The 25822-nt window shown below is 38.6% G+C and carries 22 protein-coding genes and 4 tRNA genes; 11 read left to right on the forward strand and 15 right to left on the reverse strand.

The annotated features are described in order from the left end of the window. The first annotated feature begins 67 nt into the window (after positions 1-67). From recA to IPMB12_RS08090, 8 genes are all read left to right on the forward strand, one after another. Positions 68-1102, forward strand: coding sequence for a recombinase RecA (recA, locus tag IPMB12_RS08055; protein ID WP_166916649.1), 1035 nt, complete (start codon positions 68-70; stop codon positions 1100-1102). An 8-nt stretch (positions 1103-1110) separates the two neighbouring features. Further along, positions 1111-1650, forward strand: a complete 540-nt coding sequence (locus tag IPMB12_RS08060; RefSeq protein ID WP_166916651.1) for a regulatory protein RecX — start codon at positions 1111-1113, stop codon at positions 1648-1650. A 332-nt stretch (positions 1651-1982) separates the two neighbouring features. Then, on the forward strand, positions 1983-4613 hold the full coding sequence (alaS, locus tag IPMB12_RS08065; protein ID WP_166917744.1) for an alanine--tRNA ligase: 2631 nt from the start codon (positions 1983-1985) through the stop codon (positions 4611-4613). Positions 4614-4639: 26 nt separating this feature from the next. Beyond that, positions 4640-4840 (forward strand): carbon storage regulator CsrA, encoded by a 201-nt coding sequence (csrA, locus tag IPMB12_RS08070; protein WP_166916653.1) that lies wholly within the window; start codon positions 4640-4642, stop codon positions 4838-4840. A 142-nt stretch (positions 4841-4982) separates the two neighbouring features. After that, positions 4983-5075 (forward strand) — tRNA-Ser (locus IPMB12_RS08075). Positions 5076-5098: 23 nt separating this feature from the next. Continuing rightward, positions 5099-5175 (forward strand) — tRNA-Arg (locus IPMB12_RS08080). A gap of 19 nt (positions 5176-5194) precedes the next feature. Continuing rightward, positions 5195-5271: transfer RNA gene (locus IPMB12_RS08085), tRNA-Arg, on the forward strand. Between the two features lie 18 nt (positions 5272-5289). Then, positions 5290-5366, forward strand: a tRNA-Arg gene (locus IPMB12_RS08090). A 456-nt stretch (positions 5367-5822) separates the two neighbouring features. Here the strand turns inward: IPMB12_RS08090 and IPMB12_RS08095 are convergent. From IPMB12_RS08095 to rsfS, 9 genes are all read right to left on the reverse strand, one after another. Beyond that, positions 5823-6548, reverse strand: coding sequence for an amino acid ABC transporter ATP-binding protein (locus IPMB12_RS08095; protein WP_166916655.1), 726 nt, complete (start codon positions 6546-6548; stop codon positions 5823-5825). Then, entirely contained in the window at positions 6549-7223 is a 675-nt protein-coding gene (gltK, locus tag IPMB12_RS08100; protein WP_166916657.1) for a glutamate/aspartate ABC transporter permease GltK, read from the reverse strand. Position 7224: 1 nt separating this feature from the next. Next, the gene (locus tag IPMB12_RS08105) at positions 7225-7962 is read right to left on the reverse strand and encodes an amino acid ABC transporter permease (RefSeq protein ID WP_166916659.1); all 738 of its coding nucleotides are present in this window, start codon (positions 7960-7962) and stop codon (positions 7225-7227) included. Positions 7963-8039: 77 nt separating this feature from the next. Then, complete coding sequence (locus IPMB12_RS08110) at positions 8040-8909, reverse strand: glutamate/aspartate ABC transporter substrate-binding protein (RefSeq protein WP_407704081.1); 870 nt, start codon at positions 8907-8909, stop codon at positions 8040-8042. 213 nt (positions 8910-9122) lie between these two features. Further along, the gene (lnt, locus tag IPMB12_RS08115) at positions 9123-10649 is read right to left on the reverse strand and encodes an apolipoprotein N-acyltransferase (RefSeq protein WP_166916661.1); all 1527 of its coding nucleotides are present in this window, start codon (positions 10647-10649) and stop codon (positions 9123-9125) included. Next, positions 10649-11518, reverse strand: a complete 870-nt coding sequence (corC, locus tag IPMB12_RS08120) for a CNNM family magnesium/cobalt transport protein CorC (protein WP_166916663.1) — start codon at positions 11516-11518, stop codon at positions 10649-10651. Before corC ends, lnt begins: the two co-directional genes overlap by 1 nt. Positions 11519-11535: 17 nt before the next feature. Continuing rightward, positions 11536-12000, reverse strand: a complete 465-nt coding sequence (gene ybeY, locus IPMB12_RS08125) for an rRNA maturation RNase YbeY (protein WP_166916665.1) — start codon at positions 11998-12000, stop codon at positions 11536-11538. A gap of 6 nt (positions 12001-12006) precedes the next feature. Further along, positions 12007-12477 (reverse strand): 23S rRNA (pseudouridine(1915)-N(3))-methyltransferase RlmH, encoded by a 471-nt coding sequence (gene rlmH / locus IPMB12_RS08130; RefSeq protein ID WP_166916667.1) that lies wholly within the window; start codon positions 12475-12477, stop codon positions 12007-12009. Between the two features lie 6 nt (positions 12478-12483). Then, positions 12484-12801: a ribosome silencing factor gene (gene rsfS, locus IPMB12_RS08135; RefSeq protein ID WP_166916670.1), complete on the reverse strand. Its 318-nt coding sequence runs from the start codon at positions 12799-12801 to the stop codon at positions 12484-12486. 158 nt (positions 12802-12959) lie between these two features. Between rsfS and fabB the strand changes: the two genes are divergently transcribed. Both fabB and asnA read left to right on the forward strand, forming a co-directional pair. Then, complete coding sequence (fabB, locus tag IPMB12_RS08140) at positions 12960-14171, forward strand: beta-ketoacyl-ACP synthase I (protein ID WP_166916672.1); 1212 nt, start codon at positions 12960-12962, stop codon at positions 14169-14171. A 387-nt stretch (positions 14172-14558) separates the two neighbouring features. Continuing rightward, positions 14559-15554: an aspartate--ammonia ligase gene (gene asnA, locus IPMB12_RS08145; RefSeq protein ID WP_166916674.1), complete on the forward strand. Its 996-nt coding sequence runs from the start codon at positions 14559-14561 to the stop codon at positions 15552-15554. Between the two features lie 56 nt (positions 15555-15610). Here asnA and sppA read toward each other — a convergent pair whose 3' ends face one another. From sppA to pcnB, 6 genes are all read right to left on the reverse strand, one after another. After that, positions 15611-17443 (reverse strand): signal peptide peptidase SppA, encoded by a 1833-nt coding sequence (sppA, locus tag IPMB12_RS08150; RefSeq protein ID WP_166916676.1) that lies wholly within the window; start codon positions 17441-17443, stop codon positions 15611-15613. 110 nt (positions 17444-17553) lie between these two features. Next, positions 17554-18372: a bis(5'-nucleosyl)-tetraphosphatase (symmetrical) ApaH gene (gene apaH, locus IPMB12_RS08155; protein WP_166916678.1), complete on the reverse strand. Its 819-nt coding sequence runs from the start codon at positions 18370-18372 to the stop codon at positions 17554-17556. A 17-nt stretch (positions 18373-18389) separates the two neighbouring features. Then, positions 18390-19193, reverse strand: a complete 804-nt coding sequence (gene rsmA / locus IPMB12_RS08160) for a 16S rRNA (adenine(1518)-N(6)/adenine(1519)-N(6))-dimethyltransferase RsmA (protein ID WP_166916680.1) — start codon at positions 19191-19193, stop codon at positions 18390-18392. After that, a complete protein-coding gene (gene surA / locus IPMB12_RS08165) occupies positions 19186-20484 on the reverse strand; it encodes a peptidylprolyl isomerase SurA (RefSeq protein WP_166916682.1) in 1299 nt (432 codons plus the stop codon). Before surA ends, rsmA begins: the two co-directional genes overlap by 8 nt. A gap of 117 nt (positions 20485-20601) precedes the next feature. Beyond that, the gene (gene lptD, locus IPMB12_RS08170) at positions 20602-22968 is read right to left on the reverse strand and encodes an LPS assembly protein LptD (RefSeq protein ID WP_166916684.1); all 2367 of its coding nucleotides are present in this window, start codon (positions 22966-22968) and stop codon (positions 20602-20604) included. A 144-nt stretch (positions 22969-23112) separates the two neighbouring features. Further along, positions 23113-24552: a polynucleotide adenylyltransferase PcnB gene (gene pcnB / locus IPMB12_RS08175; protein WP_166917746.1), complete on the reverse strand. Its 1440-nt coding sequence runs from the start codon at positions 24550-24552 to the stop codon at positions 23113-23115. A 175-nt stretch (positions 24553-24727) separates the two neighbouring features. Between pcnB and serC the strand changes: the two genes are divergently transcribed. After that, the gene (gene serC, locus IPMB12_RS08180) at positions 24728-25816 is read left to right on the forward strand and encodes a 3-phosphoserine/phosphohydroxythreonine transaminase (RefSeq protein ID WP_166916686.1); all 1089 of its coding nucleotides are present in this window, start codon (positions 24728-24730) and stop codon (positions 25814-25816) included. Positions 25817-25822 lie beyond the last annotated feature (6 nt).

A 25822-nucleotide genomic window follows, 5' to 3' on the forward strand; every position in this document is an offset into this window, starting at 1 on the left:
TACTGTATAATAATACAGTATAATTGCAAAATCTAAATATCACTAACGAATGATGGATACTAATATTATGAACGAGAACAAACAACGCGCTTTATCAGCTGCATTAAGTCAAATTGAAAAACAATTCGGTAAAGGCTCTATCATGCGTTTAGGGGATACCCAGACTCTTGATGTAGATAAGATTTCTACAGGCTCTTTAGGATTAGATATTGCACTTGGCATTGGTGGTTTACCAATGGGACGTATTGTTGAAATCTTCGGGCCTGAATCTTCAGGTAAAACGACATTAACATTATCGGTTATTGCTCAGGCGCAAAAACAAGGTAAAACTTGTGCATTTATCGATGCGGAGCATGCATTAGATCCTATCTATGCTGCTAAATTAGGTGTTCAGGTTGATGACTTACTGGTTTCACAACCAGATACTGGTGAACAGGCGCTGGAAATCTGTGATGCATTAGTTCGTTCTGGTGCGGTTGATGTGGTGATTGTTGACTCCGTGGCAGCTTTAACACCAAGAGCAGAAATTGAAGGTGAAATGGGTGATTCTCATATGGGATTACAAGCTCGTTTGATGTCTCAGGCTCTGCGTAAACTAACCGCCAATATTAAAAATGCTAACTGTTTAGTTGTATTTATCAACCAGATTCGTATGAAAATTGGTGTCATGTTTGGTAACCCGGAAACAACAACGGGTGGTAATGCTTTAAAATTCTATGCTTCTGTACGTCTTGATATTCGCCGTATTGGTTCAGTGAAAGAGGGTGAGGATGTCATTGGTAGTGACACTCGTGTTAAAGTCGTAAAAAACAAAGTCGCTGCTCCATTCAGACAAGCTGAATTCCAGATTCTGTATGGTTGTGGTATCTCTAAAGAAGGCGAATTAATTGATTTAGGTGTTAAACATAAATTAGTTGATAAAGCGGGTGCTTGGTACAGCTACAATGGCGAAAAAATTGGTCAGGGTAAAGCAAATTCAATGAAATATATTCAGGAGCATCCGGAAGTTTCTGCTGAACTGGAAGAGAAACTACGTGAGCTTTTATTAAATAGTCCTGCTCATTTTGCTGAAGAAGATGCTTCAGAGAGTAGTGAAGATTAATTGACATTGTGGATATATCATCCTGTATCACATCTTATAGTTTAATCCTTAATAAAGCTGTGCATTTACTTGCACAGCGGGATTATACGGAAAGTATTCTTCGTAAAAAACTGCAACTTTTTGCATTTCAACAAGCCCAAAAGAAATTATCCAAATCTTTTGAATCTGACTCTCTTGAAGAGTTATCTGAACAAGTCCAGCGTGCACATGATAAAGTTATCCGGCAAGTGATTGATTACTGCTATTTGCACCATCTGCTTAATGATAAACAATATATTGAACAATACTTAGCTATGCGTAGCCGTAAAGGCTATGGTAAAAACCATATTATTATGGATTTAAAGCAAAAAGGTGTTATACCCGCAGATATTGTGTCTGTTTTAGAAGAGTATGATATTAACTGGATTAGTGTTGCTAAACTTACAATAGAAAAGAAATTTAAAGTTTTGGATAAGAAAGATATTAAACAAAAAAACAGAGTTTATCGATTTTTACTCTCCAGAGGTTTTTCTCAAGCAGAAATTCAACACGCCTATCAACAAATATGACTTATCTTATTAATTTCTCAAAACTGAATAATTTATAAGTAAAATAAGCATTTATAAGATAAAATGAATTGTAAGCAATTTGTTTTCGAAAAATTTACATTATTCAAGATGCTTTTTTATACAATTATTCAAAAATTTAGACGACAGATATACTAAAATATTTATTAATACAGTATATTAGTATATTCGAATTAAACGCTGAATAGGCGGGAAGCTTAATTCAACAATTTTATCAAATTGATAATACAAATCTCTAATATATTAATTTCAATAAAATCAATTAATAATACTCATATTATTGGTTTTGTATTCATTTAAACTGGAATTTAATGATGAATAAAAGTACTGCTGAAATACGTCAAATGTTTCTTGATTTTTTTCATGGAAAAGGCCATGAAGTTGTGAGTAGTAGTTCTTTGGTTCCGCATAATGACCCAACATTACTCTTTACTAACGCAGGGATGAACCAATTTAAAGATGTATTTTTGGGACAAGATAAACGTTCATATAGTCGTGCAACCACAGCACAGCGTTGCGTTCGTGCAGGCGGAAAACACAACGATCTCGATAATGTAGGATATACAGCACGTCATCATACCTTCTTTGAAATGTTAGGTAATTTCAGTTTTGGTGACTATTTTAAAGAGAATGCAATTAAGTACGCATGGGAATTATTAACTGATAAAAATTGGTTTAATTTACCAAAAGACCGTCTATACGTCACTGTTTATGCAACCGATGACGAGGCTTTTGATATTTGGGAAAAGAAAGTAGGTGTCCCAAAAGAACGTATTATTCGTATTGGTGACAACAAAGGTGCTCCGTATGCGTCAGATAACTTCTGGCAAATGGGAGACACAGGTCCTTGTGGCCCATGTACCGAAATTTTCTATGATCATGGCGATCATATTTGGGGTGGATTACCAGGTACTCCAGAAGAAGACGGTGACCGATTTATTGAGATTTGGAACCTGGTTTTCATGCAGTTTAATCGTCAGGCCAATGGTGAGTTTAAACCACTACCAAAACCTTCTGTTGACACCGGTATGGGCCTTGAACGTATAGCTGCTGTTTTACAGCATGTAAACTCTAACTATGAAATTGATTTATTCGATAAATTAATTCGTAGCACGGCTGGTGTAATTGGTACCCAGGATTTAGCGAATAAATCACTCCGTGTTATTGCTGACCATATTCGTTCATGTTCTTATTTGATTGCTGACGGTGTTGTTCCTTCTAATGAAGGTCGTGGTTATGTGTTGCGTCGTATTATTCGTCGTGCGGTACGTCATGGTCATATGCTTGGTGCGAAAGATATTTTCTTCTATAAATTAGTTCAGCCACTTATTGATGTAATGGAAAGTGCTGCAAGTGATTTGAAAGCACAACAAAATTTTGTTGAGACAACTCTCAAAACGGAAGAAGAGCAGTTCCTAAAAACCTTAGAAAGGGGTTTATTCTTATTAGATCAGGAATTAGCTAAATTAACGGGTTCGGTGTTACCCGGAGAAGTTGCTTTTAAACTCTATGATACTTATGGATTTCCGTTAGATTTAATCGCTGACGTTTGTCGGGAAAAAGATATTACCGTCGATGAAGCTGGTTTTGAAAAAGCGATGGAAGCCCAAAGACAAAGAGCGCGAGAATCAAATAATTTTGGCGCTGATTACAATAGCATTATTAAATCTGAAGTCGTTACCGAATTCTTAGGTTATAACGCGGTAGAAGCTCAGGGTAAAGTCGTTGAACTATTTCAAAATGGACAAAAGGTTCAACATGCAAATATTGGTGAACCTGTTGTTGTTATTTTAGATAAAACAACATTTTATGGTGAGTCTGGTGGTCAGGCGGGTGATAAAGGTCTGCTCACTGCAGCAGGTGTTGAATTTAGTGTCAGTGATGCCCAAAAATACGGTAAAGCTGTTGGTCATATTGGTCATTTAGTTTCAGGCTCCTTGAAAGTGGGAGATATCATTACCACTGTTATTGATACAGAGCTTAGAGAGAGAACTAAATCAAATCACTCAGCAACGCATTTATTACAGGCTGCTTTACAACGTATTTTAGGTGCCCATGTGCATCAAAAGGGTTCTTTAGTTAATGCCAACTATTTGCGTTTTGACTTTTCTCATAGTGAGCCGGTAACGGCAAGTCAGATTGTTGAAATTGAGAATTTGGTGAATCAACAAGTACGTCGCAATTTACCTGTTGAAATTGAGATCATGGCAATTGAAGCAGCTAAAAGTAAAGGCGCAATGGCACTATTTGGTGAGAAATATGAAGATCAGGTGCGCGTCCTGACTATGGGTGATTTCTCTATCGAGCTTTGTGGTGGTACCCATGTAAACAGAACCGGAGATATTGGTTTATTCCGTATCAGTTCTGAATCAGGAATTGCTGCAGGAGTGCGCCGTATTGAAGCGGTCACAGGACAGGTTGCATTAAACCATGTTCATCAGGATTTACAGCAGTTAAATCAAATTGGTCAGCTTGTTAAAGCTGATAAAGCGAGTTCAGTTGATCGTGTAGCTCAACTTATTGAACAAACAAAACAATTAGAGAAAACAATCCAGCAGTTAAAAGAACAAAGTGCTGCGCAGGAAGGTGCACAACTGATTCAACAAGCAGTAAAAGTAAATGGTATAAGCATACTTGTCGCTCAAATCGACAATATTGAGCCAAAAGTTATGCGAACAATGATCGATGACTTAAAGAATCAAATTAAGTCAGGTGTTGTTATTTTAGCGTCTGTATTTGAAGGTAAGATTGGTCTTGCTGCAGGCGTGACACAAGATCTGATTAATCGGATTAAAGCTGGTGAACTGGTGTCAGAATTAGCATCTAAAGTTGGCGGTAAGGGTGGTGGACGCCCGGATTTTGCCCAAGCAGGAGGCGTGGATATTCAGGCATTACCGGAGGCTTTGTCCTCTATCAAAGCAATGCTTAATGATAGATTAAATTAATATAATTATAATTATTAGGAGGACTGATGTTAATTTTAACCAGGAGAGTTGGTGAAACATTAATTATTGGCGATGATGTAGTGATAACTGTTCTTGGTGTTAAAGGTAATCAAGTACGCATCGGTATTAATGCACCTAAAGAGGTTTCTATCCACAGGGAAGAGATTTATAACCGTATTCATCAGGCAACAAAAGAGCAGGATGAACCAGACTCAGGACAAGAATAGTGAGTCTATTTTTGTTTATTGTTAGAAATTGGGTATGAAATGCACAACTAACAGGTCTGAGGTAAAAAAATAATTGACTTATTTTCTGTAAAAAGTAATATGTCCGCCACGTAACTCGTTTAATGTTTTAAACGATTGACTAGGTGAGATGGCCGAGAGGCTGAAGGCGCTCCCCTGCTAAGGGAGTATGCGGTCAAAAGCTGCATCGAGGGTTCGAATCCCTCTCTCACCGCCATTTAAAATTACAAAGTAGTACATGCATCCGTAGCTCAGCTGGATAGAGTACCCGGCTACGAACCGGGCGGTCAGGGGTTCGAATCCCTTCGGATGCACCATTTCTTTATAGTAGTACTTGCATCCGTAGCTCAGCTGGATAGAGTACCCGGCTACGAACCGGGCGGTCAGGGGTTCGAATCCCTTCGGATGCACCATCTTCCTTATCTTTACCTGCATCCGTAGCTCAGCTGGATAGAGCACTCGGCTTCGAACCGAGCGGTCAGGGGTTCGAATCCCTTCGGGTGCGCCATAAATTCTCATATAAAATCTAAGTTTACTGTATCAGGTAGCGTAATAGTATTGTGCTGTGATTAGCTGGGGTTATGTGTGAGGTGGCGACTCCATAGTCGCTTTTCTGTTTCTATTCAAAATCTAAAATATAATCTCTTAATCTCTTAATCTCTTAATCTCTTAATCTCTTAATCTCTTAATCTTTTATCAGTGAATATCATTGGATGCCTACTGAGCTTAGCGATGCTATGGAGTAAGCGTTATATGGCTTGCATGTTCAGCGCATCGGAATAGTATCGGTAAGCTCACCGACTGGCTAACTCTTTCACCATTCTAAGATCCACAAGCGCGACTATGTTGCGCCACTCAACAACCTAGAGATGCCTTAAAACAAGAAATTGAAATTAGGGCAGGAGAAACAAAAATGCCGCACAAGATTACTTGTACGGCATTCAGTAATGCTTTATAAAAACGATTAATGAATAATCTTAGCCAGAAAGTCCTTAGCACGATCTGACTGAGGATCTGTGAAGAATTGTTCTTTTGGCGTATCTTCAATGATAGTCCCTTCATCCATAAACAGGATTCTGTGAGCTACTTTACGGGCAAAGCCCATCTCATGGGTAACAACCATCATTGTCATCCCTTCATAAGCCAGCTCGACCATAACGTCTAATACTTCATTAACCATTTCAGGATCAAGTGCTGAAGTTGGTTCGTCAAATAGCATGACAACAGGATCCATACACAGTGCACGTGCGATAGCAACGCGTTGTTGCTGGCCACCTGAAAGCTGACCGGGGAATTTATCTGCATGAGCAAGCAAACCTACACGATCAAGTAAACCAAGTGCTTTTTCATTGGCTTCTTCTTTAGAACGGTTTAACACCTTAATTTGAGCCAGTGTTAAGTTCTCAATAATTGACAGATGTGGGAACAACTCAAAATGCTGGAATACCATACCTACTTTAGAACGTAGTTTGGCTAAATCAGTTGCTTTACTGGTTACATTAACGCCATCCACCATAATAGTACCTTGCTGTACTGGTTCAAGAGCATTAACGGTCTTAATTAGTGTTGACTTACCTGAACCTGATGGCCCACAGACAACCACAACTTCACCTTTACCAACCTGAGTTGTACAGTCTTTTAAAACCTGAAATTGACCATACCATTTTGAAACATTTTTTAAGGAAATCATTTAAGCTAACCTTTTCTTGAAATAATTAATTAAACTCGACATAGAGAAACAGATAACAAAGTAAATAGCGGCAGAGAAAATAATCATCTCATTCATTACACCGTTATTTTTACCAATGATCTCTACACTACGATAGAAGAAGTCTGCCAGACTTAGAATATAAACTAAGGTGGTATCCTGGAACAGGATAATTCCTTGCATCAGGAGTAGTGGCGTCATAATTCGGAAAGCTTGCGGTAAAACAATAATACGCAATGCCTGTGAACGTGTCATACCAAGTGCAAGCGCTGCACTTAATTGACCTTTCGAAATACTTTGAATACCGGCACGGATAATTTCAGAGTAGTAAGCGGCCTCAAATAACGCGAAGGCGACCATGGCTGAAATTAAACGAATATCTGTACTTTGCGGTAAATTAAATAACTTAGCTAATAACTGAGGGACTAGTAAATAGAACCACAGTAATACCATCATAAGTGGAATCGCTCTGAAAGTATTCACATAAGCCATAGCAAACCAGCGTGCGGCTTTAATTGAGGACAGGCGCATAACCGCAAGTATCGTTCCCCATAAAATACCAAAGACAACAGCAGTAACAGTAATCTTTAATGTAAGTACTAACCCTTCCATAATATAAGGCAGATTTGGCCAAATTTGGCTCCAATCAAATTCCATATTATTTACCTCCTATTGAGCCAGGCAGGCGAGTACGTTTATCAATATATTGCATGGTTTTCATCACAACGATATTAATAATGACGTAACCAATGGTTACGGCAATAAATGATTCATATGGATGTCCGGCGTGTTCAAGTAATTGATTTGCTTGTTTTGAAAGCTCAAACAGTCCAACAGTTGAGGCTACCGCTGAGTTTTTCACCATATTTAATACTTCTGATGTTAATGGTGGTAATACCCGACGATAAGCATTAGGTAGTAAAATATATAAATAGGTTTGTTTTAAAGTGAGTCCAAGAGCTGTCGCGGCACTTTTTTGCCCAACAGGTAGAGACTGAATTGCAGTTCTGACTTGTTCACAAACACGCGCACCGGTAAAAAGTCCCAGACCGATAGCGCTCATAATAAAAATAAAGATGATGGGGTCTAGTCCAAATAAAAACTCTTTTGCTGCCTCAGGTAGAAGCTCAGGAACAACATAAACCCAGATAAACAGGTGAATAATTAATGGGATATTACGAAACAACTGCACGTAAATAGCGCCGATATTAGATAACAGACGATTTGGTAGAGTGCGTAGAATACCGAAGAAAGATCCAACAAAAAAAGCAATAACACCTGCACAAGCTGACAATAAGATGGTCATCTGAAAGCCCATCCATAACCAGCCGAGGTAGGTTGTATCACCAAATTTTGCAGGTTCTAAAAAGATACCCCAATTCCAATCTATACTCATAACAACTCCGTAGAAACCAAGAACATTATAACTGAAATTATAATGTTCTTGTTATCTATCAATTTAAATCTGAATGATTAGTTTAATGCCTTATCATTTGGAGCGGCAAATAACGCTTTCATTTCTGGTGAAAGTTCAAAATTCATATTTAAATTTTTCGGTGGAATAGGTTGAGTAAACCAGCGAGTATAAGATGCGTCAGCTACACCAGATTTTTGTGCATCAGCAATTGTTTTATCGATTAAAGTTTTGAATTGTTCGTCACCTTTACGTAGCATACAGGCGTAAGCTTCATAAGATAGTGGTGTACCAACAATTTCCCATTGATCAGGTTTACGAGCACGAGAACGTTCACCAGCAAGTAAGGCATCGTCCATTAAGAAAGCTGCAGCACGGCCGCTTTCCAGTGTTCTGAATGCATCACTATGATCTTTAGGTGTAATAATACGGATACCTAAGTTTTTCTCAGTATTTAACTGATTTAACATGACTTCAGATGTAGTACCCGCAGTAACAACAACATTCTTGCCTTTTAGATCATCAATGCTATTGATACCACTGCCTGTTTTTACCAGAAAACGAGTACCTACAATGAATATAGTATTTGAGAAATCGACTTGAGTCTGACGAGCTTCATTGTTTGTTGTTGAGCCACATTCAAAATCATAGCTGCCATTTTGTAATAGGGGAATACGGTTTTGAGATGTAACCGGTAAATATTTAATTTTTAGATTTGGCATATTGAGTTCAGTTTTAATCGCGTCCACAATCAGATTTGAATAATCCTGAGAATAGCCAACTACATTTTGTTGGTTGTCGTAATAAGAAAAAGGTACTGACGATTCACGATGACCGACAACAATAGTTCCATCTTGCTTAATTTTCGCTAGTGTACCGGTTAATTCTGCGGCGCTTGCGACTGAACTAACTAAGCCAATTAACACCATTGATAAAGTGATTTTAGTCAGTTTCGTATTAAATACATTTGTTGTGTGTTGTTTCATCATCAACTCCATTGTTTAATTTCGGTGATATCGTTTTGCACTGAAATGGTGAAATTAATCCCCTTTGTTGTGCAATAAACATATTGATATTAACCATAAGTAAATAAAATATGCTTTTGGGACTGCCTTTATTATTAAGCAAGAACTATGCCAAACTTAATGTTCTCTTTTACGCCAAAAAAGCATAATAAGTAACAGGCTAAGTGTTATGCCCCAAAATGGTTTATTTCCCCATTTTATGTAAGGAGTAAACCCTATTGTTGGTGATACTTGAGCAGTAAGAACTTGTTGTTCAAACTGAGGTAGTTGTTTTTGAATCTGACCATGGTGATCCACAATTGTGGTAATTCCGTTATTGGTACTACGGATTAAAGGTCGTCCAAATTCAACTGCACGAGTTCTGGCCATTTGTAGATGTTGCCAGGGACCAATGCTATTACCAAACCAAGCATCGTTAGAAACTGTAAGTAAAAAGTCAGTTTCAGGTGTGAAATTATCCCAAATTTGCTGAGACAGGATAATCTCGTAACAGATCGCAGTAACAAAGGTGTAACCCTTTATTTTTAGCGGCGCTTGAATGTATTCTCCTGATGACATTGAAGACATCGGAATATTCAATAAATCTGCAATTGGTGAAAGTAACCAGCTAAGAGGAATAAATTCACCAAAAGGAACCAAATGGTATTTATTGTATCGATTTGTTGTTGGGTATTGATAAGGTTGTTCATCACCCAGTACAACCAGCGAATTAAATATTCTATTCGCTGAGCGTGAAAATTGCAAATCGATTAGGCCAACAAGTACTGCCGTATCCATTAGACGTGCTTGTGTATCAATATTTTTTAAGTAACTCTGCTGGTTAATTTCCAGATCCGTAATCGCAGCTTCTGGCCAAATGATGATATTAGCTGAATCTAAGTTTTGCTCTGTAAGGCGCTGATAATCTTGCAGCGTTTGGGTCAGTCTTTTTGGATCCCACTTTAAGGATTGCTCGATATTACCCTGAATAAGCGCGAAATTCAGGGAACGGTCTTCATCGACTTTTACCCAATTTACTTGCCTGAGTAATAACGCGCTCCCTGTCAGTAGCAGAATTGTCAGAAATGCCGTTACAGGCTGCCATTTTGGGGCGCGATTTTTTATTGAATAATAGATATATAACAGTAAACCACTAATAACAGGAATAATCAGATTCAGAGAAGCAACACCAAAAACCGGTAAATAGCCATTTAATGGTCCGTCAAGCTGAGTATATCCCAGTTGTAACCAGGCAAAACCAGTTAAAATATAACCTCTTAAAAATTCAGTAATCTGCCATAAAGCAGGGGCTGCGATCACAAATTGAATAAATGAGTAGGGACGACTGGATTTTCTCAGTAAAGCTGCAAATATTGCCGGATACAGAGAGAGATAAACGATAAGAAGTGCCAGTAAAATAAATGCGATAACCGGAGGTAATTCACCAAATTGTTGAATACTAATATAAACCCAGTGAACGCCGGCCCCAAAAAAGCCAACTCCCCAGCAAAGACCCATAGCAAATGCTTGCTTAAGGCTGGCTGATGAAGCTACACAATATAATAGTCCACAATAAGCAATAAATGCAGTAATCCAGTAATCAAATGGTGCAAAGGCAAAGACGGCCAGTGCTCCACAAATAGCTGCAAGTATTGCTTTAATCATTATGCAGTACCAATTTCCAGATTGGGTGTCGCTGAGTTTTGTGGAATTGTTACGTGTAATTGAATAATACGGCGCTTATCCACAACTGCCACTTTGAACTGGTACTGATTAATAGTCACTGATTCACCTTTGGTTGGAAGATGCCCTAATTTTTGCATCACCAGACCACCAACGGTGTCTACTTCTTCATCACTAAATGCAGTGCTAAAGATTTCGTTAAACTCTTCAATTGGTGTCAGTGCTCGCACGGTATAGGTATCACCACTTAGATGACGTACATCACGATCTTCAATCTCATCATATTCATCTTCAATATCGCCAACGATGAGTTCAAGAATATCTTCAATTGTCACTACACCAGACACTCCACCAAATTCATCGACTGCAATAGCCATATGGTAGCGGTTAGCTCTGAACTCTTTTAACATCTGATCAACACGTTTGCCTTCCGGAATAACCACGACCGGACGGAGCACATTAGCCAGACAGAACTCTTCTGCATCTTTACGCATGAATACCAGTAAGTCTTTAGCCATCAAAACACCCTGAATATGATCTTTATCTTCACTGATCACCGGGTAACGGGAGTGGCCATGCTCCAGAATAATATCTATACATTCATCCAACGTTTGATTATTTTTAATGGTAATCATTTGGGAACGAGGAATCATAATGTCGCGCACGCGTTGTTCTGCAATATCCATTACGCCTTCAAGCATATCACGAGTATCTGGATCAATTAGTTCGTTTTCTTCTGAATCACGAATTAATTCAAGCAGATCTTCCCGATTTTTGGGTTCACTATGAAATAGTTCACTTAACCACAAAGCAAAACTTCTTTTTGGTCTCCGGTGAATATCATCGCTCATTTTCGATTTTTTTCCTTCTAGTCAATAAGTTGATAAGGGTTAATAAAACCAAGTTCTTGCATAATTTTAATTTCTAAACTTTCCATTTCCTCGGCTTCTTCATCTTCTATATGATCGTAGCCTAGTAAATGCAGGCATCCATGTATAATCATGTGTGCCCAGTGCGATTCTAAATCTTTGTGTTGTTCCAGCGCTTCTGATTCAACCACTGCTTTACAAATGATTAAGTCTCCAAGCAGTGGAATATCAATCTCAATGGGTGACTCAAACGGAAATGATAACACATTTGTCGGTTTGTCTTTATGACGATAAGTATTATTTAGTTGTCTACTCTCTTCTTCGTCAACAATACGGATAGTCAATTCTGCAGTATCCTGAAAAGGCAGTAATATCTTTTCCAGCCAGGCAGTAATTTGTGATTCTGTTGGCAGATTATCACTATTTTGACTGACAATTTGTAAATCAAGGATAATATTTTTCATAGCATGCTATTCCCGATGATAAGGATGATTAGCTGTGATACTCCATGCCCGGTATAGACTCTCGGCCACAATTACACGCACCAGTGGATGGGGCAGTGTCAACGGCGAAAGTGACCAGCTTTGTTCGGCAGCCTGTTTACAGGCAGGGGACAGCCCCTCAGGCCCGCCAATTAATAAACTGATATCTCTACCATCTAGTTTCCAGCGTTCCAGTTGAGAAGCAAGTTCTGGCGTGTCCCAAGGTTTTCCCGGAATATCTAACGTGATGATTTTATTACCTTTACCACAGGCAGAAAGCATCTGCTCGCCTTCTTTTTCCAGAATACGAGGAATATCAGCGTTCTTGGTACGTTTACCAGCAGGAATTTCGATAAGCTCAAAGGGCAGGTCTTTTGGAAAGCGATCACTATAATCTTTAAAAGCTGTGGTGACCCATTGGGGCATTTTATTACCAACCGCAATTAATTGCAGCTTCATACTTAATTAACCCCAAAGCTTCTCAAGTTCATATAACTGACGGCTCTCTTCTTGCATAACGTGCACAATAACGTTATCCAGATCTACAACAATCCAGTCTGCATCAGCTTGTCCTTCACTACCAAGAACTAAAAGGCCAGCTTTTTTCGCTTCTTCAATGATATTATCAGCAATAGAGGAAACGTGGCGATTTGAAGTACCAGTACAAATAATCATGTAATCAGTGATGCTTGATTTGCCTCTTACATCAAGAGTCACGATATCTTTACCTTTAATATCTTCAATTTTTTGGATAATAAATTGTTGTAAATTATCTGGTTGCAAAATAGAGCCCTTATCTAAATAAATTTTAGGGTAAATCATAGCATAATTTAATGGGAATTTTCATTCAGAGACTAAATTTAGTTGTTCAGCGTACAAGTGTACGCTATAATCAGCCTAATTTTTCGTGTGCACAGAGCACATATAATTGGGAGTAATGAATGAAAAGAGTTGTAATTACAGGACTTGGCATTCTTTCTAGTATCGGAAATAATGCAAAAGAAGTCTTGGCTTCACTAAAAACAGGAAAATCAGGTCTGACATTTTCAGAAGAAATGAAAGAAGCCGGAATGCGTAGTCATGTTTGGGGTAATGTTAAATTAGATACAACTGGTTTAATTGATCGCAAAATGGTTCGATTTATGGGTGATGCGTCAATTTATGCTTATCTTTCTATGCAAGAAGCGATTGCAGATGCAAAACTTTCTCCTGAGCAAATTTCTAATCCTCGTTCAGGCATCGTTGTTGGTTCTGGTACAGGTTCTGCTAAAGCTCAATACGCAGCAGCAGCGGGTATGAAAGAGAAAGGCCTGCGTGGCGTTGGTCCATATGCTGTGACTAAATCAATGGCTTCAGGCGTATCAGCTTGTCTGGCAACTTTCTATCAAATTAAAGGCGTAAACTATTCAATTAGTTCAGCGTGTTCGACCTCTGCTCACTGTATCGGTCATGCAGCAGAGCTGATTCAACTTGGCAAACAAGATATTGTTTTTGCTGGTGGTGGTGAAGAACTTTGCTGGGAAATGTCTTGTGAGTTTGACGCGATGGGTGCGTTATCAACTAAATATAATGATGAGCCAACTAAGGCTTCTCGTGCTTATGATGCTAACCGTGATGGTTTTGTTATCGCTGGCGGCGGCGGTATGTTAGTGGTTGAAGAACTTGAACATGCTCTTGCTCGTGGTGCACATATTTATGCAGAAATTGTAGGTTACGGGGCAACATCAGACGGTGCAGATATGGTTGCACCATCAGGTGAAGGTGCGGTTCGTTGTATGAGAATGGCAATTGAAAACGTTGATACACCAATTGAATACATCAACGTGCATGGTACATCAACACCAGTTGGTGATGTAAAAGAACTAGGTGCGATTGCTGAAGTTTTTGGTGATAACGTTCCGGCGATATCATCAACTAAATCAATGACAGGTCACTCACTGGGTGCTGCTGGTGTTCAGGAAGCGATTTACTCATTACTGATGCTTGAAAATGGTTTTATTGCACCAAGTATCAATATTGATGAACTTGATGAACATGCTAAAAATATGAATATCGTCACTAAACCAGTTGAAAAAGCATTGACGACTGTCATGTCAAACAGCTTTGGATTTGGTGGTACGAACGCAACACTTGTTATGCGTAAATATAAATAATATTTTATAATTAGCTGGAAATAGCGCCTTTTGTTGAGGCGCTATTTTTTTGAATGCTATTTTAATCCGGGAATGAAAGAGTGGGTTCTTGATTAGTCGGAATTTGCTCAGATATTCTTTAATTAGTTAAGTTGTTGAATAATAATAACTTAATAAAATAAAACTGTTTATTAATCAATGGGTTATGTTTTTTTTGATTTTGAGTGTTTTCTTAAAAACAAGGCCTTTATGATCATTAATACATCATTGATAAGCTAAAAATAAACTTAAAAATCTAAATAAATACCTATTGGATTATTTATTCTCGCAATAGATTTGAATAATTGTGATATCTGGTTTATTTTATACGACGAACAAATTTAAATTGAACCATTTTTAAGGGACCCTATGCGCGCATCTTTTATAGAACAACAACAAAAAATCGTGTTTGTTAAATCATTTTTTTCACAGCAACTTGCTGATAAATTGTCATTAGTTGAAGTTCAGGCTCCAATTTTAAGTCGCATTGGTGATGGGGTACAAGATAATCTATCCGGTAAAGAAAAAGCAGTACAAGTTCGAGTAAAAACAATTCCTCAGGCAGAATTTGAAGTTGTTCACTCATTAGCTAAGTGGAAGCGCAGAACCCTGAGTGAAAATCAATTTGATATTGGAGAAGGCCTTTATACACACATGGTTGCACTGCGCCCTGATGAAGATGCCTTATCACCATTACATTCAGTTTATGTCGACCAATGGGACTGGGAAAAAGTGATTTCACCGAGCGACAGAACAATTAGCTACTTAAAATCAACAGTAAAAAATATCTATGCAGCTATCAAAGCAACTGAAAAAGCGGTTAATGATAAATATGGTTTGAAACCGTTCTTACCTGAAACTATTACTTTTATTGACAGTGAATCACTATTGCAACGTTATCCTGATTTGACGCCTAAAGAGCGTGAAAATGCAATTACCAAAGAATATGGCGCAGTATTCTTAATTGGTATTGGTGGTAAGTTATCAAATAATAATTCTCATGATGCTCGTGCTCCTGATTATGATGATTGGAGTACCAAAAATGAAGAAGGGCATGTTGGCTTAAATGGTGATATTTTAGTTTGGAACCCTGTGCTTAAAATGGCATTCGAGCTTTCTTCCATGGGGATTCGTGTGAACCCAGAAGCACTGCAACGTCAGCTATCTTTAACTAATGATGAAGGCCGTTTAGCTTTTGACTGGCATAAAGCACTAATGAGTGGCAATTTAGTCCAAACAATTGGTGGTGGTATTGGTCAGTCTCGTTTAACCATGCTATTACTGCAACTTGATCATATTGGCCACGTACAATGTAGTGTCTGGGATGATAAGACCCTTAGTCAGTATAAATCGTTACTTAAATAGTTTTAAGTTAATCAAAAATAAAGGCGCTTTTAGCGCCTTTATTTTTATTGGGTAAATTAATTCACATCGGCACAGTTTAAACAATAAATGTAGCGGTTTTGTGAATCAGTCAGATTGTTCCACAATTCTGTTTGCTGCTTTAATTGTTTAGATATTGGTAATTGTGTGTAAATCATTTCTGCTAATGATTTTGGTAGTGAAGCTGAGATATTACCAAATACAGTATTAAACCAGTTCATTTCCGGTTTTAACCAGTTAATTCTATATTCATTGATGTGTGCAAGTTCAGCAGCTTTATTGAGTGCATCATCAAAATCACCTAGTTGATCAACCAGATTAAAGCTCTTCGCATCAGTACCAATCCAGACTTGTCCTTGTGCAACTTTTTCTACCTGATCAAGAGTAAGACCTCTGGCCTTGGCGACAATATTCACAAAAGATTGATAGCCATTTTCAATACTTAATTGCATTAATTCATTTTGCAGCGGATTGAGCTCTTTGGTAAATGCCAGATCCGCCAGTGGAGATGTGGATACGCCATCAGTGTGAATCCCGACAGAATCAAGTGTTTTTTCAAATGTAGGGATAATACCAAAAATACCAATAGAACCTGTTATCGTATTTGGACTGGCAACAATATAATCCGATTCACTGGCTATCCAGTAACCGCCTGAAGCGGCCATACTGCCCATAGAAACTACAACGGGTGTGCCTGTATCTCTGATAGCCTTAATTTCACTACGAATAGCTTCTGACGCATCTACACTACCACCAGGGCTATCGATACGAACCACCACAGCTTTAATATGATCATTATCTCTGATTGATTGTAATTGCCCGGTAATAGTATAACTACCTGCATTGCTTTCTGTATTACTACCGCCGGTAATTGCTCCGTTCACAAAGACAATGGCAATTTCTGAATTTTGATTTAAAACTTCTTCAGGTGTATTTAACACATAATCGTAGAAGCTAAGTCTTGGACTATAACTAAATAAGTTATCCATCTCCTGACCAAATTCAGATGTAGATACAATCTCATCGACAAGATTATTGTTTAAAGCATATTGAGTGAGATCACCAGAAAGTTGTCTTAGCTTAGATAGCATTACTGTTGGTTCTGGCACCAGTTCATTAGCAAACATTTCACGATTATCTGCGGTATCTTCCAGATAACTGTTCCACATTGTTTCTAACCAGCGACGCGTATTTGCTCGTGATTCTTCAGACATATTATCACGCAGGAAAGGTTCAACAGCTGACTTATAAGTACCAACACGGAAAACATTTACTTTAACATCAAGGTTATCCAGTAAGGTTTTGTAGTAAAGACTGTTTGCAGAAAAGCCGTAAACATTCACACTACCCATAGGTGTTAAATAAATTTTATCAGCAAAACTTGCCAGATAGTATTGAGCCTGATCGTAAGAAGATCCAATTGCATAAACAGCTTTGTCATTAGCACGAAACTCCTCCAGATATTTACCAATATATTGTAAAGAGGTGAGGTTAGTTCCGGTAAAATTGTCCAGTTCAAGAATAATGCCTTGAATATTATTATCGTAAGTGGCTTGGTGAATTTTCTGTGTTAATGTAAATAAGCTATTTTCACGCGTTAAATCGACATTTTCACCAGAAAATTTATTACGTAGTTTATAAAATTCATCATCATATATCGGGCTATCAACAATTGAGCCCTGAATATTTAAAACTAAGACACCTTCTTGTGGAATAAAAGAGGAATTCTCTTGTTCTGTAATTAATCCCCATAAGCCAATAAAAAGCAGGATAAAGATTAAAAAGAAGATATTCATAATAATTTCGCGAATTAGATTGAGAGCTTTCCACGCGAATTTAAAAATTTTACCAATGACTTTCCAAAAACTCATAATATCTGGCTGACCTTTTTTATTGAGATGATTCATCATACATGAAAATGATGAAAAGAGTAGGTTTGTTATCTATCTACAGTTATACAACAGCACAGAACGATAGAATGTTACTTTTTATAGGCTCGTTTTTTGAAATATTGCTTATCTTCCCAGCGTAAACAAGTAAGCTTTCCGCCCCAGCAGCAACCGGTATCAAGTGCATAGATGCCTTCCGGAGTATATTTGCCATTTAAAGAAGCCCAGTGGCCAAAAGCGATACTGTACTTTGGATAGTAATCACTATTTTCCAGTAACATAAACCAGGGTTTTAATTTACCCGGAGCCTCTGGTGGGGATTCTTTATAATACATATCTAAGCGGCCATCTAAATTGCAGTAGCGCATACGAGTAAAAGCGTTGGCAATATAGCGCAAACGCTCTACGCCTTGTAATTCAGAAGTCCAGAAGTCAGGCAGATCGCCATACATCGCATCCAGAAAGAAAGGGTAACTATCGCTGGATAAGATAGCTTCTAAATCTTTGGCACATTTCTTAGCTGTCTCAAGATCCCATTGTGGACTCAGACCGGCATGTGCCATGATAAGTTTTAATTCTTCATCGATTTGTAGTACGGGCTGACGACGTAACCAGTTAATTAGCTCGTCACAATCAGGAGCAGTGAGTACCGGAGTAAGATGATCTTTCGATTTATTTTTACTGATTCCGGCATAGATAGCCAGCAGGTTTAGGTCATGATTGCCTAGTGTCATTCTTGCTTTAGAACCAAGGGATTTTACAAAACGTAATACTTCCAGTGATTTTTCACCTCTGGCAACTAAGTCACCGGTAAACCAGATGATATCACTATCACTATATTCTGCTTTTTCCAGTACACGCATCAGCTCATCATAACAACCGTGAACATCACCAATGAGTAAATTTGCCATGATAAGTGCTCCGGGAACTAAGCAGGTATATAAGCGTTAGCGAGTGCACAATATTGTGCAACGGACAGGTTTTCTGCTCGCAGATTGGCATCGATATTTAAACTATCAAATTGCTCTGCAGTAAAGAGCTGACCTAAACTGTTACGAATGGTTTTACGGCGCTGGTTAAATGCCTGAGTGGTAATATGGCCAAGTACTTTAATGTCTTTAACCGGATTAGGAATCATCGCATGCGGCGCTAAACGTACAACTGCTGAATCAACTTTTGGTGCCGGCTTAAATGCAGTTGGTGGTACTTCTAGGACTGGAATGATTTGGCAATAATATTGCGCCATGACACTGAGTCGTCCGTAGGCTTTGCTATTTGGTGCTGCAACTAAACGATTAACCACTTCTTTTTGCAACATAAAATGCATATCTGCAATCGCATCATAATAGCTGAATAGATGAAACATCAAAGGTGTAGAAATATTGTAAGGAAGGTTACCAAATATACGTAAAGGCTGACCTGCCTGTTTAGCGAGTTCATCAAAATTAATGGTCATAGCGTCTTGTTGAATGATTGTCAGCTTATCGCCTAGTTTTGGATGGGTCGCCAGACGTGCTGCTAAATCACGGTCAATTTCAATTACAGTTAAATGATCGACCTGACGAGCAACGGGTAAGGTTAGTGCGGCCAGACCCGGGCCAATTTCAACCAGAGCTTGGCCGTTTTTAGGCTGAATAGCAGCCACAATACTTTCAATAATATAGTCATCATGTAAAAAGTTTTGACCAAAACGTTTTCTGGCAAAATGCCCCTGATGTACACGATTATTCATTGTCTTCGCCAATAATTTTTACATAAGCATCAGCACGTAATTCCTGAATCCAGATTTGTAACTCTTCACTGAACTTACGATTAAAGATTAAGCGATAAGCCTTTTCCTTCTGAGCTAAATCGGTGCGATCTTCTTTACGTGTATCCAGTAACTGGATTAAGTGCCAGCCAAAAGCAGATTTAATCGGTTGGCTGATTTCACCTTTTTTCAGTTTAAGCAGGGCATTTCTAAAGGCTTCATCGTAGCGCTCAGGCATATTCCAGCCAAGTTCACCACCTTTTTCAGCTGAACCTGGATCTTCAGAAAAGGCTTTCGCTAACTCTTCAAAGGTTGCCTGATTATTCACAATTTGTTGACGCATATCAGCAAGCTGATTTTTTGCCTGATCATCAGTGACCAGCACATTGGTTTTGATCAGAATATGACGAGCATTAACTTCAAGCACAGTGATTGGTTGCTGGGTTTCACCACGTGTGTTATCCACTTTTAAAATATGGAAACCAACACCAGAACGGATAGGACCAATAATATCGCCTTTTTGTGCCTGAATAACTTTACCTTCAAACAGCGTTGGTAATTCGCTCACTTTTTGCCAGCCTAAGCTACCACCTGACAATGCCGCCTCATCATTTGAGTAAGTTGCAGCTAAGCGGGCAAAGTTACCACCATTACGAAGCTGTGAAATAATATTTTGGGCTTTTTCTGTTGCTGCTGTAACTTGTGCTTTACTTGGATTTTCAGGTAAGGCGAGCAAAATATGACTGATATTGACTTCTATATTATTAGCCGGTTGTTTAGCCAGAGTACTTGCTAAAGAATCGACTTCTTGTGGCGTAATTGAAATACGACGACGAACTTCTGTCATACGCGTTTCATCAATTAACATATCAGTACGAATACGTTCACGATAGCTGTTATAACTGATACCGGAACTGGATAGGTGACCACGTAGTTCATCAACAGTTAAGTTATTTTCTTTAGCAATTTGTTGAATAGTCCGAGTGACATCAGCATCAGAAACGGTAATTTTTAAACGCGCAGCTTGCTGTAAAATTAAATTATCGACAATTAAACGCTCAATAACCTGATGTCTGAGTGCTGCATCATCAGGAAGATTTTGTGGCGGTGTTGACGCTTTAATATCGTTAAACATCTGCTTAACTTTACTTTCTAAAACGACATTGTTATTTACTACTGCTGCAACCTGATCGACAACTCTTGGAGCAGCAAAAGCGATACTGGTTGCACATAAACCTAAAATTAAACCGATAGTACGTAGTTTATTTGTCATGATGTTCTTTTTAAGCGTCATAATTTTCAGTTATTATCATAAATGGTCAATAGTTACTTAGACCTGTATTTAGTTTATTAGTTCCGTTAACAGCTAAATACAGATTCCTATATATTCTTAGTTCTCTTCAAATGCAGATTGGTACGGAAGAAGTCCAAAATCTAACATTTTAGCCGTAGTGTTACGGTTAGTGCTAAGTCCTCTTAACTCAAAGTTAAACGAGAGTTTATTATCATATTGGCTGGTTTGAGTACTAGCATTCCAGTCGGTAATTTTACGTCCATATTGAACAGAGAAGCCCCAGCAACAGGAATTATACTGGAAACCAATAAAGCTATCAGAAGATTGTTCAAGTTTGGTGTCATAGTAGTAAGAGCCTACTACAGATAATGTATCTGTAAGTGGCCAGCTAGCCATCAAACCAACTTGTGAAATATCTTGTTTATATGGCGAGTTAGTAATCAGGCCGATGGCATCGATATAGTTTTTATTGGCATAACGATAACTCAGTTGTGCCAGTTTATTTTGTGAGGCACGATATTCAATAACACCGTTGGCCAAAGCAACTTCATCAATACGTGTATCGTATTGCAGACCACCACGCATAATCAGGTTATCATTTACGCGCCAGAAGCCATCTGTAGCCCAGGTTAAACTACCAGTATCTTCATTCTGATCGAGAGGAGAACTGAGATCACCAGTACGTGATTTATTAAAGTAATAAACCTGTCCGAGAGAGAAGTTAAAGCGTTCAACTAAATTATTATCATAAAAACGTGTAGTCAAACCTGTAGAAAGTTGGTTGGCAGACGCAATGCGATCCAGACCACTATAAAGATGATCCCTGAATAGACCTGCATAATCAGATTGCAGTAATGATGAATCCGTATTCTGAATTCTTGACTGATTACGATAAGGAATATATTGATATTTAATACGTGGTTCGAGTGTTTGTGTATAACCATCAAGGAATGGAATGTTATCTCGTTCAAAAATAATACGTCCATCCAGATTTAGGTGAGGCATAACGCGGTTAACATCCTTTTGCAGCACAGAATAGTTATTACCCGGAACATCCTGATAATAGTGTGTTGCCAACAAAGTAGCATCAGCATTAAACATAGACCATTGGTTAGAGACATTATAGCTTACTGTTGGTGCAATATGTAAACGTGTAATCTCCGGGTTTCTGACACCAGGGCTGGTAAAACGTACTGCCTGAGCATAAGTGTTAAATTTAACCGAATCAAAAGGGTTACTGTAATAACGAATATCTAATTGTGGCACAGTACGGTACATATTATCTTTTAAGGTTGAACGAAATACCTGGAAAGATTTTGAACTCAACGCAACGTCCCAGTTATTATTAGCATAACCAAGCAAATAACGCTGAGTAATATAACCATCTGTCATCGAACCATAATTAGAACTTAAATCGGTGAAGTAACGTACATCACTTACACGAGTCATATCCGTTTCAATACGCCAGTTTTGGTCAATGAGTCCTTTATGTTCCCAGTGGAATAACCAACGCTCTTTATTATCACCAGTATCGATTTCAGGATCGCGACGGTCTTTATTATATAAAGAGTCATGATGTAACCAATCCAGCGCAAATACACCTTGCCCAAGGCTTGTTAAATAACGTGCTTCAGTTTGTAATTGCACACCACGACGCTGAATAAGACGTGGTGTAAAAGTAGCATCTAAATTAGGGGCGATATTCCAATAGAATGGTGTGGCGATGTTAACACCATCAATACTATCGTAGTTAAATGACGGTATGAGTAGGCCTGAACGGCGCCGGTCACCAACCGGGAATTGTAAATATGGTGAATACAACACAGGAACCGGACCGATTTTAAATACCGCATTCCAGATTTCAACTAATTCTTCTTCATTATCATGAATAACTGTACTGCCTTGAATATTCCAGCTGTTATCATCGACTGGGCAAGAAGTGAAACTTCCGTCTTTTAACGTAATATAGCGATTACTTTCTAGCTGAAGCTGGCTTGCCTGACCACGACCCAGTCGGCCGACTAAATGATATTGACTGTTTTTGATTTCAATATCATTAGTATCTAAGTTCATTGAGGCTTGTTCACCTTGTAAAGTAACAACATTATCAAGGTAGTTGATATCACCTGAAATGGTCACGACACGTGACTGGTCTTCTTTGGTTTCAATCGTGACTTTGTCAGCTTCTACTGACCGATTACCCTGAGTAATGACAACGTTTCCTTCATAGACAGCTGTGTTGGGTGCACTGGCTGTAAATGTATCGGTTTCAACTTCAACGGGCAGAGTTTTAATGTCACCTTCAACCAGTGGTTTAGTATAGACTGGCACGTTAGCCAGACATTGTTGGTCTAAGCAAGAAATTTCAGGACGATTTTCTTCGGTGTTATTAGCGAGACTATAGGCACTATAAAGCGTTGCCCATACAGCGACTGCGACCAATGAAGGGACATATTTTTTCATATGTAACGTATCTATACCAAGGCATCAAATAAAAAGATGCAGTATTATAACGTCTATTCATTATTAGCAAAAGGAATAATCAATAAAGTCACATTATCTATTCAATTGTTGAACAGATAATGTTAACTGAATGGAGATAAAGCGTTACTGCTTAGCTTTATCCTTAGTTGGTTTATGAGATTTACGTGGACTATGTTTACGACGCGTTGGCTCTTTATCCAGCATTTTAACCATCGCTTCTTGCTCGTCATGATCAGCGTGCTGGAATTCATCCCACCATTTGGCTAAAGTCAATAGTTCACCTTTCTCAATAGAAGAGCGAAGTTCTAACAAATCATAAGCCGCACGGAATTTAGGATGTTCAAGTAACACATAAGCTCGTTTGCCAAAACGTTTGGTCATACGAGCTTGCAGGCGCCAGATATCATTCATGATAATTGTTAAACGGCGTGGTATAGCGATGGTTTTACTTTGTTCATGTAACAAGTCATTAACCGCCATAGAGAACGCCTCATGATAAGGCAGGCCACTTTCCATCACCAGTTTCTGGGTCAGCTCTGTTAATGGATACCATAAGAACACAGCAAATAGAAATGCCGGATTTACGCGCTGATCATTTTTGATACGGTAATCTGTATTCTTGAGGACTTGTTCGAGGATCTGTTCCATATAGTTATCAGGCATTGCTTTATGCGTTGTCGTTTTTGGTGTAAACAGACGACTGATAACCGGGAAGAGTTGATCAAACAGATGATACTCACGAAGTAATTGATAAGTACTATAGCCATAACCGGATTGCAGTAATTTTAATGATTCATCAAAAATACGTGGTGCCGGAATATTTTGTAATAACGGCGCTAAGCGAACGATCGGCTTGGCCGTTTCTGGTGCTAAAGTCATATTTAATTTAGCAGCGAATCTGACTGCTCTAAGCATTCGCACAGGATCTTCGCGGTAGCGAGTTTCCGGCTCTCCAATTAAACGTATAACACCCTGACGCAAATCCTGTAAACCACCACAATAATCGCGAACAGTGAAATCTTTACTACAATAATAAAGGCTGTTAATGGTGAAGTCGCGTCTTACAGCATCTTGCTCTATAGTGCCATATACGTTGTCTCTGAGTAACATACCAGTATTTGACTGACGTGATTCATGAGAGTCATTACTGGCATCTTCATGATCGCCACGAAATGTTGCAACTTCAATAATTTCTTTACCAAACATAATGTGTGCAAGTCTAAAGCGACGTCCGACCAGACGGCAGTTACGGAATACTTTTTGAACCTGCTCCGGTGTAGCATTTGTGGTGACATCAAAGTCTTTTGGTGTTTGTCCCAGCAGTAAATCACGGACGCAACCACCTACAAGGTAAGCTTCGTAACCTTGTTTGTTAAGACGATTAAGCACTTTTAACGCATTTTCACTAATTAATTGACGTGAAATATTATGCTGTTCCCGGGGAACAATAACCACATTCCCTAAAGGTTGTTCTTGCTCTGAATGTTGAACTTCGACAGGTAATTCAGTAGGTACTTCAGATTGAAACAATTTGCGGTAAAAGCGCGAAACTTTTCTGAAAATAGTACACCCCTAAAATGGTAAAAAATTGATCGGCAGCAATTATATGCCTAACTCCTTTAATAATCAAACGACGAGCATTATAAAAATAAATTATGAAGAGTTTGTTGCGAGTTATGAATTACAATGATAAAACTATGTGGTTCAACATTCATTTCTCATCTATTGGTAAATCATTATGAATAAAGTGTACAATTTCAGTGCTGGCCCAGCTATTCTTCCGCACGAAGTGCTAAAACAGGCACAACATGAGTTACTTAACTGGCAAGATACCGGCGCATCGGTTATGGAACTTAGTCATCGCGGAAAAGAGTTTGATGCCTGTGCGATTGAAGCTACGCAAGATTTACGTGACTTATTAGCTGTTCCGGCTAATTATAAAATTTTATTTTGTCAGGGCGGTGCCAGAGGGCAATTTGCCGCTGTGCCAATGAATTTACTGGGGAATAAAACAACAGCTGACTATATTAATAGTGGCTATTGGAGCCAGTGTGCTGCAGAAGAGGCACAAAAATATTGTACGGTAAATGAACTACATATTCGTACTGAACATGATGGTAAAGTCGGTCTTAAACCCATGTCTGAGTGGAATTTAAATAAAGAGGCTGCTTTTATACATTATTGTCCAAATGAGACGATTGATGGTGTAGCGATTTTTAACGATCCCACTTTTGCTAAAGATAAAGTGGTAGTGGCTGATTTATCTTCTTCTATTTTATCTCAGCCAATTGATGTGAGCCGTTATGGTGTGATTTATGCCGGAGCACAAAAAAATATTGGCCCGTCAGGGCTCACGATTGTTATTGTGCGTGAAGATTTACTGGGTAAAGCAAGTCGTATCACACCATCTATTTTTGATTATCAAATTATGGCTAAGTATGATTCTATGTTCAATACGCCGCCAACATTTGCCTGGTATATGTCAGGATTGGTGTTTAAATGGTTAAAACAGCTGGGCGGTGTTGAGAAGATGCATGAGTTGAATCAGGCTAAAGCTCAGTTACTATATAAAGCTATCGATCAGTCTGATTTTTATCGTAATAATATTTCGGTTGCTAATCGTTCAATCATGAATGTTTCTTTCATGTCTCCGGGCGAAGAGCTGGACAAGCGTTTTGTTGAACTGGCAAAACAGGAAAATATTATTGGTATTAAAGGTCACCGAATTGCAGGTGGGATGAGAGCATCGATTTATAATGCGATGGATCTTGACGGGGTTAAAGCACTCATCGCCTTTATGCAGGAATTTGAGCGTACTCACGGTTAAACAAAT

Source organism: Zophobihabitans entericus, from assembly GCF_011745665.1.
Lineage (GTDB): Bacteria > Pseudomonadota > Gammaproteobacteria > Enterobacterales > Orbaceae > Zophobihabitans > Zophobihabitans entericus.

What these genes read in the sequence shown, in the direction of transcription:
- gltK (WP_166916657.1), bottom strand. Translation starts at nt 7,223, where the DNA reads ATGGAATTTGATTGGAGCCAAATTTGGCCAAATCTGCCTTATATTATG.
- recA (WP_166916649.1), top strand. Translation starts at nt 68, where the DNA reads ATGAACGAGAACAAACAACGCGCTTTATCAGCTGCATTAAGTCAAATT.
- fabB (WP_166916672.1), top strand. Translation starts at nt 12,960, where the DNA reads ATGAAAAGAGTTGTAATTACAGGACTTGGCATTCTTTCTAGTATCGGA.
- sppA (WP_166916676.1), bottom strand. Translation starts at nt 17,443, where the DNA reads ATGAGTTTTTGGAAAGTCATTGGTAAAATTTTTAAATTCGCGTGGAAA.
- asnA (WP_166916674.1), top strand. Translation starts at nt 14,559, where the DNA reads ATGCGCGCATCTTTTATAGAACAACAACAAAAAATCGTGTTTGTTAAA.
- lnt (WP_166916661.1), bottom strand. Translation starts at nt 10,649, where the DNA reads ATGATTAAAGCAATACTTGCAGCTATTTGTGGAGCACTGGCCGTCTTT.
- corC (WP_166916663.1), bottom strand. Translation starts at nt 11,518, where the DNA reads ATGAGCGATGATATTCACCGGAGACCAAAAAGAAGTTTTGCTTTGTGG.
- surA (WP_166916682.1), bottom strand. Translation starts at nt 20,484, where the DNA reads ATGACAAATAAACTACGTACTATCGGTTTAATTTTAGGTTTATGTGCA.
- serC (WP_166916686.1), top strand. Translation starts at nt 24,728, where the DNA reads ATGAATAAAGTGTACAATTTCAGTGCTGGCCCAGCTATTCTTCCGCAC.
- ybeY (WP_166916665.1), bottom strand. Translation starts at nt 12,000, where the DNA reads ATGAAAAATATTATCCTTGATTTACAAATTGTCAGTCAAAATAGTGAT.
- IPMB12_RS08110 (WP_407704081.1), bottom strand. Translation starts at nt 8,909, where the DNA reads ATGGTGTTAATTGGCTTAGTTAGTTCAGTCGCAAGCGCCGCAGAATTA.
- rsmA (WP_166916680.1), bottom strand. Translation starts at nt 19,193, where the DNA reads ATGAATAATCGTGTACATCAGGGGCATTTTGCCAGAAAACGTTTTGGT.
- apaH (WP_166916678.1), bottom strand. Translation starts at nt 18,372, where the DNA reads ATGGCAAATTTACTCATTGGTGATGTTCACGGTTGTTATGATGAGCTG.
- csrA (WP_166916653.1), top strand. Translation starts at nt 4,640, where the DNA reads ATGTTAATTTTAACCAGGAGAGTTGGTGAAACATTAATTATTGGCGAT.
- lptD (WP_166916684.1), bottom strand. Translation starts at nt 22,968, where the DNA reads ATGAAAAAATATGTCCCTTCATTGGTCGCAGTCGCTGTATGGGCAACG.
- alaS (WP_166917744.1), top strand. Translation starts at nt 1,983, where the DNA reads ATGAATAAAAGTACTGCTGAAATACGTCAAATGTTTCTTGATTTTTTT.
- IPMB12_RS08105 (WP_166916659.1), bottom strand. Translation starts at nt 7,962, where the DNA reads ATGAGTATAGATTGGAATTGGGGTATCTTTTTAGAACCTGCAAAATTT.
- rlmH (WP_166916667.1), bottom strand. Translation starts at nt 12,477, where the DNA reads ATGAAGCTGCAATTAATTGCGGTTGGTAATAAAATGCCCCAATGGGTC.
- IPMB12_RS08095 (WP_166916655.1), bottom strand. Translation starts at nt 6,548, where the DNA reads ATGATTTCCTTAAAAAATGTTTCAAAATGGTATGGTCAATTTCAGGTT.